The 12,226-nt window shown below is 46.9% G+C and carries 12 protein-coding genes; 10 read left to right on the top strand and 2 right to left on the bottom strand.

Annotated elements, in window-relative coordinates:
• Window positions 1-403: sporulation transcription factor Spo0A (spo0A, locus tag DCC82_RS18260; protein WP_483299659.1), on the top strand; the 403-nt coding region annotated here is incomplete at its 5' end.
• Between the two features lie 51 nt (window positions 404-454).
• On the opposite strand, the gene DCC82_RS12645 is transcribed toward spo0A, so the two are convergent.
• Entirely contained in the window at window positions 455-601 is a 147-nt protein-coding gene (locus DCC82_RS12645) for a YycC family protein (protein WP_015864434.1), read from the bottom strand.
• Between the two features lie 109 nt (window positions 602-710).
• On the opposite strand from DCC82_RS12645, the gene DCC82_RS12640 reads away from it, so the two are divergent.
• Window positions 711-1,445, top strand: a complete 735-nt coding sequence (locus DCC82_RS12640) for a glycerophosphodiester phosphodiesterase (RefSeq protein ID WP_062678703.1) — start codon at window positions 711-713, stop codon at window positions 1,443-1,445.
• 13 nt (window positions 1,446-1,458) lie between these two features.
• On the opposite strand, the gene DCC82_RS12635 is transcribed toward DCC82_RS12640, so the two are convergent.
• Window positions 1,459-1,707 carry a DUF2627 domain-containing protein gene (locus DCC82_RS12635; RefSeq protein ID WP_015864432.1) on the bottom strand — a complete coding sequence of 83 codons (249 nt, stop codon included), beginning with the start codon at window positions 1,705-1,707 and terminating at the stop codon, window positions 1,459-1,461.
• 141 nt (window positions 1,708-1,848) lie between these two features.
• On the opposite strand from DCC82_RS12635, the gene DCC82_RS12630 reads away from it, so the two are divergent.
• From DCC82_RS12630 to DCC82_RS12595, 8 genes are all read left to right on the top strand, one after another.
• On the top strand, window positions 1,849-3,915 hold the full coding sequence (locus tag DCC82_RS12630; RefSeq protein WP_062752863.1) for a sigma-54 interaction domain-containing protein: 2,067 nt from the start codon (window positions 1,849-1,851) through the stop codon (window positions 3,913-3,915).
• 132 nt (window positions 3,916-4,047) lie between these two features.
• Complete coding sequence (gene yqiS / locus DCC82_RS12625; RefSeq protein ID WP_097354720.1) at window positions 4,048-4,947, top strand: phosphate butyryltransferase; 900 nt, start codon at window positions 4,048-4,050, stop codon at window positions 4,945-4,947.
• Between the two features lie 21 nt (window positions 4,948-4,968).
• Window positions 4,969-6,072, top strand: a complete 1,104-nt coding sequence (locus DCC82_RS12620; RefSeq protein ID WP_062752860.1) for a leucine dehydrogenase — start codon at window positions 4,969-4,971, stop codon at window positions 6,070-6,072.
• A 64-nt stretch (window positions 6,073-6,136) separates the two neighbouring features.
• Window positions 6,137-7,249: a butyrate kinase gene (buk, locus tag DCC82_RS12615; protein WP_015864428.1), complete on the top strand. Its 1,113-nt coding sequence runs from the start codon at window positions 6,137-6,139 to the stop codon at window positions 7,247-7,249.
• Window positions 7,250-7,264: 15 nt separating this feature from the next.
• Window positions 7,265-8,686 (top strand): dihydrolipoyl dehydrogenase, encoded by a 1,422-nt coding sequence (lpdA, locus tag DCC82_RS12610; RefSeq protein ID WP_097354719.1) that lies wholly within the window; start codon window positions 7,265-7,267, stop codon window positions 8,684-8,686.
• A gap of 23 nt (window positions 8,687-8,709) precedes the next feature.
• Window positions 8,710-9,705: a thiamine pyrophosphate-dependent dehydrogenase E1 component subunit alpha gene (locus DCC82_RS12605; RefSeq protein ID WP_015864426.1), complete on the top strand. Its 996-nt coding sequence runs from the start codon at window positions 8,710-8,712 to the stop codon at window positions 9,703-9,705.
• Between the two features lie 13 nt (window positions 9,706-9,718).
• Window positions 9,719-10,702 (top strand): alpha-ketoacid dehydrogenase subunit beta, encoded by a 984-nt coding sequence (locus DCC82_RS12600; RefSeq protein WP_015864425.1) that lies wholly within the window; start codon window positions 9,719-9,721, stop codon window positions 10,700-10,702.
• A 59-nt stretch (window positions 10,703-10,761) separates the two neighbouring features.
• Window positions 10,762-12,066: a dihydrolipoamide acetyltransferase family protein gene (locus tag DCC82_RS12595; RefSeq protein ID WP_097354718.1), complete on the top strand. Its 1,305-nt coding sequence runs from the start codon at window positions 10,762-10,764 to the stop codon at window positions 12,064-12,066.
• Window positions 12,067-12,226 lie beyond the last annotated feature (160 nt).

Here is a 12,226-nt window from a genome sequence, read left to right as displayed (position 1 = left end):
AATGGTGAAAAAAGCATCGTCTTCCTACCAAGCACGGGATAACAAGCCGAAAAACTTGGATGCAAGCATTACGAGCATTATTCATGAAATTGGCGTTCCGGCGCATATTAAAGGATATTTATATTTACGTGAAGCGATCGCGATGGTATATAACGATATCGAATTGCTCGGTTCCATTACGAAAGTGCTTTATCCAGACATTGCGAAAAAATACAACACAACCGCCAGCCGTGTAGAGCGGGCGATCCGCCATGCGATTGAAGTTGCTTGGAGCCGCGGCAACATTGAATCGATTTCTTCCTTGTTCGGCTACACGGTCAGTATGTCCAAAGCCAAACCGACAAACAGCGAATTCATCGCGATGGTGGCGGATAAGTTAAGATTGGAACATAAAGCTTCTTAATAAAAAAAGGTAGTCTTGCGATGACTACCTTTTTTTCTGGAAATTTTGTTCTTATTGTTGTTCACTTTGCTTTTTTTCTAATTCGAGCAACTTTTGGATTAAAATATGTTGAGGCATATGCATAATCTGCTCGATGGGCATTCCTAACGCTTTCGCTAATTTTTGCGCTGTTTCCAAGGAAATTTGCAGCGGTCTCATCCTATCACCTCACTTGCTTATCAAACAGTATAGCAAACTTTTTTGTTTTCTCGCATATATTTTTATGATCGCTTTTGCATTGGTTCGACAGAAAGGGGTAAACAAACGTATGACAAAAATTTTCGCGCACCGCGGTTCCGCCGGCACACATCCGGAAAATACGATGATCGCTTTTTATGAAGCAGAGAGAGTCGGAGCAGATGGAATTGAATTGGATGTACAACTGACCAAAGATGGGCAAATCGTTGTCATTCATGATGAAACGATCGACCGAACGACAGATGGAACTGGCTGGGTAAAAGATTTTACGTATCGGGAATTGCAGCAATTTAACGCTGTATATAAATTTGCCGATCAATATGATGTTTGCCGCATCCCTCTATTAGAGGAAGTGCTGGCATGGATTTGCTCGACGACACTATTGTTGAATATTGAGTTAAAAAACAGTTTGATTGCGTATGAAACATTAGAGCAAAAAGTCATCGATATGATCCGGCATTATGGCCTAGAAGATCGCATTATTTTATCGTCTTTTAATCATAATAGTATGGCTCTTTGTCGCAGTCTTGCGCCAAATATAGAAACGGCTTTATTATATATGGAGTCTTTATACGATCCGTGGAAATATGTTCGAGTGATGAGAGCGGATGGGTTGCACCCTTATCATCGAACGGTGACGGAGCCGTTTGTTCGCCAAGCTCGTCATTATCAAATTGCCATCCGTCCATTTACGATTAATCAAGAGCCACTAATGGAAAAAATGTTCCAATACGGAGTAGATGCCATTTTTACTGATTATCCGCGCAATGCGAAGAATATTCGGGAAAATAAAAAAACGCCCTAAGCGCGAGAACCGTTTAAGGCGTTTTTTTCTTTTTTTGAAATCGTGGTTGGACTTTATTTCGTTTTCGGTCACGATGTAAAATAAACCCCCCGATAAAAGACAAGCCGGCTGCAAACAAAAGAAAGCCGCCCAAAAATTGCAGTGAAAGGGACGGAAATGGAGAATGCAAAATACCAAATAGTGTATCACGCATCCATTTAATGCCTAGTGCGGCTAACAACCCAGGAATGACTAAAATGAGCAGAGCGATGATCCGTACCATTATGATCATGATCCTTTCACAGAGAAAAAGTTGTTTCATCCCTCATCATAACGGTTCCGTTTTATTTGTCAAGCAAAGAAAAAATAATTATGATAAAAATACCTGCAAAAACTTGCACATTGAAAAGAGCGGTGAATAAAAATGAAAAAGGTATTGATTATTGGAGCTGGAAATGGAGGCACAGCACTATTAAAGCTGCTGGAAAAAACAACAATGTTTCAAATTGTCGCAGTAGTTGATATCAATGAGAAAGCTTGCGGTATAAAACTTGCGAAAGAAATGAATATTGCTACTGGAACCGACTGGCGTGCTTTTACGAGTGAAGAAATTGACCTTATTATTGAAGCGACAGGAAAACAGGAAGTGTTGGATGAGATCCGCAAACATTGTTCGCCGAATACGATTGTCGTGCCAGGGACAGTTGCTCATATAATGGCCGAACTTGTCGAAGAAAAAGAAATGTTGATTGCGAAACTGAAAAGCGAAACAACAAGGCGCGGTTTGATTTTTAATTCTGCGCATGACGGAATGATTGTCGTTGACGAGTTTGCTTATATTACGGATATCAATAACAGCGCCGCGGAAATGATTGAAGTGGATAAAGAGGAAGTCATCGGAAAACACATTTTAGAAGTCATTCCAACGAGCGGACTGCCGCGAGTGTTAAAAACAAAACAAACAGAATTTCATCAAGAATTAAAATTAGAAAATGGCAAAAAAATCATTACAACGAGAATTCCAATGATTGATGAAACGGGTAAACTGTTCGGTGCATTAGCTGTTTTTAAAGATATTACGGAATTAGTAAAGCTAGCGGAGGAAATTACCGACTTGAAAGAAATGCGCATGATGTTGGAGGCGATTATTCATTCTTCAGAGGAAGCTATTTCCGTTGTTGATGAGCATGGAAACGGCATTTTAATTAATCCCGCTTATACGCGCATTACCGGCCTGACGGAAGAAGAAGTAATCGGCAAGCCGGCGACCGCCGATATCGCCGAAGGGGAAAGCATGCATATGCAAGTGCTCAAAACGCGACGGCCCGTCCGCGGGGTGCGCATGAAAGTCGGGCCGAAAAACCGCGACGTGGTCGTGAATGTAGCGCCGATTATTGTCGATGGAGTGCTGAAAGGCAGCGTCGGGGTGATTCATGACGTATCCGAGATCCAGCGGCTGACAGCGGAGCTTAATCGGGCAAGGCAAATTATCCGTACCCTCGAAGCGAAATATTCGTTTGCCGATATTATCGGTACGTCAGAGGGAATAAAGGTAGCAATTGAACAAGCGAAAGTAGCCGCAAAAACGCCGGTGACGATATTGCTGCGTGGCGAATCCGGCACAGGAAAGGAATTATTTGCTCACGCGATTCATAATGCAAGTGATAGAAAATATAACAAATTTATCCGTGTCAATTGTGCGGCCATTCCTGAAACACTATTAGAGAGCGAGCTGTTTGGTTATGAAGAAGGGGCATTTTCTGGGGCAAAGCGCGGCGGCAAACGCGGCTTGTTTGAAGAAGCGAACAACGGAAGCATTTTCCTGGACGAAATCGGTGAGCTTTCTGCGAATACGCAGGCGAAACTGCTTCGCGTTTTGCAAGAAGGGGAAATCGTCCGCGTCGGAGGCACGAAGCCAATCCCGATTAACGTCCGTGTCATTGCCGCCACGAATGTCAACTTGGAAAAAGCAATCGCAGAAGGAACGTTTCGTGAAGACTTATACTACCGGTTAAATCGCATGCCAATTTATATTCCTCCATTGCGGGCGAGAAAAGAAGATATACCTGCACTATGCCAGCATTTAATTCAAAAACTTAATCAAGACTACGGACGCAATGTCGAAGGAGTCACTTCGGCCGCGCTTGACCTCCTGCTTGCTTACGATTGGCCGGGAAATGTTCGCGAATTGGAAAATGTATTAGGCCGGGCGATGATTTTTATGAAGTTTAATGAAGTGATGATCGATGTTCATCATATTCCGCCCCTTGATATTTCGCGAGCCGATTCTTCTCCCCATAAAAATGAGAAGGAGACGGAAATCCGTCCGCTTGAGGAGATGGTGGAGCAATATGAAGCAAGCATCATCAAGCAGGCGCTGCGAAAATACAACAACAATAAAACGGCGACAGCGCGGGCGCTGGGCATTTCGATTCGCAATTTATATTACAAGTTGGAGAAATATAATATTGACAAAAATAGCATGCAATAATTTGCACACCATGCAAATTATTGCTTATAATCAGCGAAAAAATAAAGCGCTTTCAAGTTTTTGGGGTTGGCACGTTTTTTGCATACTAATAAAGGTGCCTCCACAAATTTCATAAAGAGGTTGGTGCATAAGATGAAGCTGCAATCGTTGATCGATCATGCAACCAAATATACCGATATGACGGTAGCCGTCGCGGCAGCGGAAGATGAAGAAGTAATTGATGCCGTAACGATGGCGATCGATCGTCATTTCGGAAAGTTTGTGTTGTATGGAGACCGTGAACAAATTGTGCAACTGTTGAGGCGAAAAGGCTATGAGAATTCCAGACATATTGAAATCGTCCATGCCAATTCCACTGTGCAAGCCGCTGAGCTGGCGGTAAAAGCCGTTCACTTCAATGAGGCAAATGTCTTGATGAAAGGGAACATCCCGACCGCTACGCTTTTAAAAGCGGTGTTAAACAAAGAGTATGGTTTGCGCACGGGAAAGGTGCTTTCCCATGTCGCGGTATTTGAAGTACCCGGCTATGACCGTTTCATCATTGTGACGGATGCCGCGATGAATATTTCACCTGATTTAGAACAAAAAGCGCAGATTGTGGCGAATGCCGTTGCCGTAGCCCGGTCAATTGGCATTGACGTGCCGAAAGTGGCGCCGCTTGCCGCGGTGGAAGTAGTCAACCCAGCGATGCCGGCTACCGTTGATGCGGCAGCGCTGACCACGATGCAAAAACGCGGACAAATAAAAGATTGCATCATTGATGGACCGCTTGCCCTCGACAATGCTGTTTCGGCTATAGCGGCGGAGCATAAGCGCATTGACAGCGAAGTGGCGGGAAGGGCAGATATTTTGCTTGTTCCTGACATTGAAGCGGGAAACATGCTATATAAGTCACTTGTTTATTTTGCCAATGCCAAAGTCGGGGCCGTCATCGCTGGGGCGAAGGCACCGATTGTCCTTACATCACGCGCCGATTCGGCGGAAAGCAAATTATATTCGTTAGCGCTCGCGGTTTGTTCCGCGTCCAAATAAACCATTAGGGAGGAAGTTATCATGGAACTGTTTAAATACATGGAAAAATACGATTATGAACAATTGCTGTTTTGCCAAGATAAAGAATCGGGATTGAAAGCGATCATCGCTATTCACGATACAACGCTCGGGCCGGCATTAGGCGGCACGCGCATGTGGATGTATAACTCGGAAGAAGAAGCGATTGAAGATGCGCTCCGCTTAGCCCGCGGCATGACGTATAAAAACGCTGCGGCAGGGCTCAACCTTGGCGGCGGAAAAACCGTCATTATCGGTGACCCGCGCAAAGATAAAAATGAAGCGATGTTCCGCGCGTTCGGCCGCTTTATTCAAGGATTAAACGGCCGCTATATTACAGCGGAAGATGTTGGTACGACGGTGGAAGACATGGATATTATTTATCAAGAAACAGATTATGTCACAGGAATTTCCCCTGAATTTGGTTCTTCCGGAAATCCATCTCCCGCAACCGCCTATGGTGTTTATCGCGGTATGAAAGCGGCGGCAAAAGAAGCATTTGGCAGCGATTCATTAGAGGGAAAAGTCGTTGCTGTGCAAGGGGTCGGCAATGTCGCCTATCATTTATGCCGTCATCTTCATGAAGAAGGGGCGCAACTTATTGTTACTGACATTAACAAAGAAGCGGTGCAGCGCGCCGTTGAAGAATTTGGCGCCAAAGCGGTAGATCCGAACGATATTTACGGCGTCGATTGCGACATTTTTGCTCCATGTGCGCTTGGCGGGATTATTAACGACCAAACGATTCCGCAATTAAAAGCGAAAGTCATTGCCGGTTCGGCGAACAACCAGCTAAAAGAGGCAAGACATGGCGATATCATTCATGAAATGGGCATCGTGTACGCGCCAGATTATGTCATCAATGCCGGCGGCGTCATTAACGTTGCCGATGAGTTGTACGGCTACAATCGCGAGCGTGCAATGAAAAAAATCGAACAAATTTACGACAATATCGAAAAAGTATTTGCGATTGCCAAACGTGATGGTATTCCAACATATAAAGCGGCAGACCGCCTTGCGGAGGAACGGATTGAAACGATGCGCAAGTCCCGCAGCCAATTTTTACAAAACGGCCATCACATTTTAAGTCGACGTCGCGGTCGTTAATTACAACACATGGAAGCGGGAGAATGATTCCCGCTTCCATGGTCAGAAATGGAGGTTACAAACGTTGCAAGAGCAGAAGTTTCGCATTTTAACCATTAATCCTGGATCGACCTCGACAAAAATTGGTGTGTTTGAAGATGAACGCTCCATTTTTGAAAAAACGATTCGCCATGACGCGGAAACGCTGCAGCGCTATCCATCGATTATTGATCAATATGAGTTTCGTAAACAAACGATTTTAGACGCGCTTGATGAAGAAGGCATCAATCTTTCCAAATTAAGCGCTGTTTGCGGCCGCGGCGGACTTTTGCGCCCGATTGAAGGCGGAACGTACCGCGTCAATGAGCAAATGCTGGAAGATTTGAAAAAAGGCTATTCTGGGCAGCACGCTTCCAATCTTGGCGGCATTTTGGCGCATGAAATTGCTTCGGCGCTAAATATCCCTGCGTTTATTGTTGACCCTGTTGTTGTCGATGAACTGGAACCAATTGCCCGCATTTCGGGATTTGCGCTGATTGAACGAAGAAGCATTTTTCATGCGCTAAACCAAAAGGCGGTAGCACGCCGTGTCGCCAAGCAGCTTGGCAAACCATATGAAGAACTGAACCTGATTGTCGCTCATATGGGCGGCGGGATTACCGTCGGCGCTCATAAAAAAGGTCGAGTGGTGGATGTGAATAACGGTTTGGACGGGGAAGGACCGTTCAGCCCAGAGCGAGCCGGTACGGTGCCTGCGGGAGATCTCGTTTCGCTATGTTTCTCGGGAGAGTATTATCGTGATGAGGTAATGAGCATGCTCGTTGGAAAAGGCGGGTTAGTCGGTTACCTTGGCACGAATGATGCCGTGAAAGTCGAAAAAATGATCGAAGCGGGAGATGAAAAAGCAAAGCTTATCTATAGCGCAATGGCCTATCAAGTGGCGAAAGAAATTGGTGCAGCAAGCGCCGTATTGGCGGGAAAAGTCGACGCGATTATTTTAACAGGAGGACTTGCATACGGAAAACAATTTGTGAAAGAAATTATTGATCGTGTGAACTGGATTGCCGATGTGTTTGTCCACCCGGGTGAAAACGAGTTGCAAGCGCTTGCGGAAGGGGCGTTGCGCGTGTTGCGCGGCGAAGAAAAAGACAAAGTATATCCGAGCGGGAATGTGGCACACACAACCGTTTTGCGATAGAAAGGAGAAAACGATATGGCAAAAGAATATGATCTTGTCATCCTTGGCGGCGGCACCGGAGGATATGTGGCAGCGATTCGCGCTTCCCAGCTAGGGCTAAAAACAGCCGTTGTCGAAAAAGGCAAGCTGGGCGGAACGTGTCTGCATGCCGGCTGCATTCCAAGCAAGGCGCTGCTGCGAAGCGCGGAAGTATACGCACAAACGAAAAACAGCGAAACGTTCGGAGTCATGGCAAGCGATGTACGCCTTGACTTCGCCAAAGTGCAGGCGCGCAAAGCAGCCATTATCGAACAGCTCCATAAAGGCGTTCAGCACTTAATGAAAAAAGGAAAAATTGACGTTTATGCCGGAACTGGGCGCATTTTAGGCCCATCCATTTTCTCGCCGATGCCGGGGACGATTTCCGTGGAAATGAATGACGGTTCGGAAAACGAGATGCTCGTGCCGAAAAATGTTATCATCGCCACAGGTTCGCGTCCGCGGACGCTGCCAGGCCTTGACATTGACGGCAAATTGGTCATGACATCCGATGAAGCGCTGCAAATGGAAACACTTCCTTCTTCCATTATTATCGTCGGCGGCGGTGTCATTGGCATTGAATGGGCATCGATGCTGAATGATTTTGGGGTGGAAGTGACGGTATTGGAATACGCGGAGCGAATTTTGCCAACCGAAGACCGCGACGTATCCAAGGAAGTAGAAAAGCTTCTTAAGCGCCGCGGCATTACGATTGTCGCAGGGGCAAAAGTCTTGCCGGAAACGTTGGAAAAAGGAAATGGTGTGACGATTAAAGCGGAATATAACGGCGAGCAAAAAACGTTTACCGCCGAAAAAATGCTCGTTTCCGTCGGCCGCCAGGCAAACATTGAAGGAATCGGCATTGAAAATACCGATATTGTCGTCGAAAAGGGATTTATTCAAACGAACGAGTTTTACCAAACGAAAGAATCGCATATTTATGCGATTGGCGATGTCATCGGCGGCTTGCAGCTAGCACATGTAGCATCCCATGAAGGCATCGTTGCTGTCGAGCATATTGCCGGCCAAAATCCATCGCCGATCGACTATACCATGATTTCGAAATGCGTCTACAGCCGTCCGGAAGTCGCAAGCGTCGGCTTAACGGAAGAAGAAGCGAAAGCAAAAGGATATGATGTCAAAGTCGGCAAATTCCCGTTTAAAGCGATCGGCAAAGCGCTCGTGTTTGGCGAAGCGGAAGGATTCGTGAAAATCGTAGCCGATCAAAAAACGAACGACTTGCTTGGCGTTCATATGGTAGGACCTCACGTTACCGATATGATTTCCGAAGCGGGACTCGCTCGCGTGCTGGATGCGACGCCGTGGGAAGTCGCGCATACGATTCATCCGCATCCAACGTTATCAGAAGCGATGGCAGAAGCGGCGCTTGCCGTGGATGGAAAAGCGATTCATTTTTAAGCGAATAAAGGGAGGTTGTTTCGATGGCTGAAAATCGTCACCAAGCGCTAGGCTTAAGCGATGAAACGGTATTGCAAATGTATGAAACGATGTTGTTGGCTCGTAAAATCGACGAGCGTATGTGGTTATTAAACCGCGCTGGAAAAATTCCGTTCGTTATCTCCTGCCAAGGGCAGGAAGCGGCGCAAGTCGGCGCGGCGTTTGCCCTTGATCGTACGAAAGATTATGTTTTGCCTTACTACCGTGATATGGGCGTTGTTTTAACATTCGGGATGACGCCGACGGAATTAATGCTTTCCGCGTTTGCGAAAGCGGAAGATCCAAACTCCGGCGGCCGGCAAATGCCAGGCCACTTCGGGAAAAAGAAAAATCGCATCGTAACCGGCTCATCTCCAGTAACGACGCAAGTGCCGCATGCGGTTGGCATTGCGCTGGCGGCAAAAATGGAGAAGAAAGATTTTATCGCGTTTGTCACGTTTGGGGAAGGTTCATCAAACCAAGGCGATTTCCATGAAGGAGCGAACTTTGCCGGCGTGCATAAATTGCCTGTTATTTTCATGTGCGAAAATAACAAATACGCGATTTCTGTGCCAATTTCAAAACAATTGGCGTGCGAAAAAGTATCGGACCGCGCCATCGGTTACGGTATGCCGGGCTATACGGTAGACGGAAACGATCCGCTTGAAGTGTACAAAGTCGTGAAAGAGGCAGCTGATCGTGCCCGCCGCGGTGAAGGACCGACATTGATTGAAACGGTTTCCTATCGTTTAACCTCGCATTCTTCCGACGACGATCAACGCGCATACCGGTCCGAAGAAGAATTAGAAGAAGCGCGTGCCAAAGACCCGATTATTTCGTTTGCGAAATATTTAAAAGAAGCCGGTGTGTTAACAGACGAACTAGAAAAAGAAATTCATGACCGCGTCATGAAACAGGTGGACGAAGCGACCGATTATGCGGAAAAGGCGCCATACGCGGAACCAGAACATGCCTTAAAGTACGTATATGCAGAGAAGTAAGGGGGAATGGACGATGCCAGTGATTTCCTATATTGATGCTGTGACGATGGCGATTCGCGAGGAAATGGAACGCGACCCGCGCGTCTTCGTATTAGGAGAAGATGTTGGAAAAAAGGGCGGGGTGTTTAAAGCGACACAAGGATTGTATGAACAGTTCGGCGAAGAACGTGTCATTGATACTCCGTTATCTGAATCTGCGATCGTTGGGGTCGGAATCGGTGCGGCGATGTACGGATTGCGCCCAATTGCTGAAATTCAATTTGCTGATTTCATCATGCCTGCGGTCAACCAAATTATTTCGGAAGCGGCGCGGATTCGCTACCGCTCCAATAATGACTGGAACTGTCCGATCGTCATCCGTGCTCCATACGGCGGCGGCGTTCACGGCGCCTTATACCATTCGCAATCAGTGGAAGCGATTTTTGCAAACCAGCCAGGTTTAAAAATTGTCATGCCATCGACACCATATGATGTAAAAGGGTTATTAAAAGCGGCGATTCGCGATGAAGACCCGGTGCTTTTCTTTGAACATAAGCGCGCGTATCGTCTGATTAAAGGAGAAGTGCCGGAAGGAGATTATGTATTGCCAATCGGCAAAGCAGACGTTAAACGCGAGGGCGACGATATTACCGTTATTACGTATGGATTATGTGTTCATTTTGCGCTGCAAGCGGCAGAACGGGTAGCGCAAGATGGCATTTCCGCGCACATCCTTGATTTGCGTACGGTATATCCGCTAGATAAAGAAGCGATTATCGAAGCGGCAAGCAAAACAGGAAAAGTGCTGCTGATTACGGAAGATAACAAAGAAGGAAGCGTCATGAGCGAAGTGGCCGCCATTATCGCTGAACATTGCTTGTTTGATTTAGACGCGCCAATTATGCGCCTTGCCGGCCCGGACGTCCCGGCGATGCCATACGCACCGACGATGGAAAAATTCTTTATGGTGAACCCGGACAAGGTCGAAAAGGCAATGCGCGAGCTAGCGGCGTTTTAAGCAGACGGATTTTTGCGATTCAAAATGCAGATTTGAACGGAGATAGGAGGTTATCCCACGTGGCAATTGAACAACTTACCATGCCCCAGCTCGGGGAAAGCGTCACCGAAGGAACGATCAGCAAATGGCTTGTATCTGTCGGCGACAAAGTAAACAAATACGATCCGATCGCCGAAGTCATGACAGATAAAGTGAATGCGGAAATTCCTTCGTCATTTACGGGCGTGATCAAAGAAATTATCGCGAATGAAGGAGAAACGCTGCCGGTTGGCGCCGTGATTTGTACGATCGAAGTGGAAGGCGAAGGAACAGCAGCGGAAGCGAAACAAGAGGAAGCACCGAAAGCAGAAGAGACAAAAGGAGCAGCTGCTCAAGCGCCAAAAAAAGCGGATCGGGCCAATAAAGGCCGCTATTCGCCAGCTGTTCTTCGCCTCGCTCAAGAACATAATATTGATTTAGAGCAAGTGCAAGGAACGGGACTGGGAGGACGGATTACGCGCAAAGATTTGTTAAAGCTCATCGAATCCGGAAATATTCCGAAAGCCGGTGGGCAGCCGGCCGCTTCATCCCAGCCTGCACCGCAGCCAACACCAGTGCAAGAAGCGCCGAAAGCAGAACCCGCAGCTGTTCCAAAACAGGCGGCGACAAGCGTTCCTGTTCATGCAGGCGACATCGAAATTCCAGTCACCCCTGTGCGCAAAGCGATCGCCACGAATATGCTTCGCAGCAAACACGAAGCGCCGCACGCATGGACGATGGTCGAAGTCGATGTGACGAACTTAGTGGCATATCGCGACTCGATCAAAGACGAATTCAAAAAACGCGAAGGCTTCAATTTAACATATTTTGCCTTTTTCGTCAAAGCGGTCGCGCAAGCATTGAAAGAATTCCCACAGATCAACTCGATGTGGGCAGGCGACAAAATTGTCCAGAAAAAAGACATCAACATCTCGATCGCAGTGGCGACAGATGATGCGTTATTTGTTCCAGTCATTAAGCACGCCGACGAAAAATCGATCAAAGGCATCGCACGCGAAATCGCCGAGCTGGCCGCAAAGGCGCGCGCCGGCAAACTTCGCCCGGAAGATATGCAAGGCGGCACGTTTACGGTGAACAACACCGGTTCCTTCGGCTCCGTGCAATCGATGGGCATTATCAACTATCCGCAAGCGGCGATTTTGCAAGTCGAATCGATCGTCAAACGCCCGGTTGTCAAAGACGGCATGATTGCCATCCGCGATATGGTCAACTTATGTCTATCCCTTGACCACCGCGTTTTGGACGGCTTAATCTGCGGCCGCTTCCTCGCGCGTGTGAAAGAAATCTTGGAAAACGTGTCAAAAGACAATACGCCGATTTATTAATGGCACCCCCGCCGTTATTTCGTATACGGCGGGGGTGTTATGATGTGAATATATTCCGCAAATCGATCGTTAATTCAGGAAAAACAAAAGACCTGAATCCGTGATAAAAACGCGTTCAAACTGCTGAGAAAGCTTGATAAATCAACAAATATCACACTTT

Origin of the sequence: Geobacillus sp. LYN3 (assembly GCF_003064505.1) — a bacterium.
Lineage (GTDB): Bacteria > Bacillota > Bacilli > Bacillales > Anoxybacillaceae > Parageobacillus_B > Parageobacillus_B toebii.
Note: the sequence above shows the minus strand (reverse complement) of the source record. Positions and strands in the feature narration are given on the sequence as shown.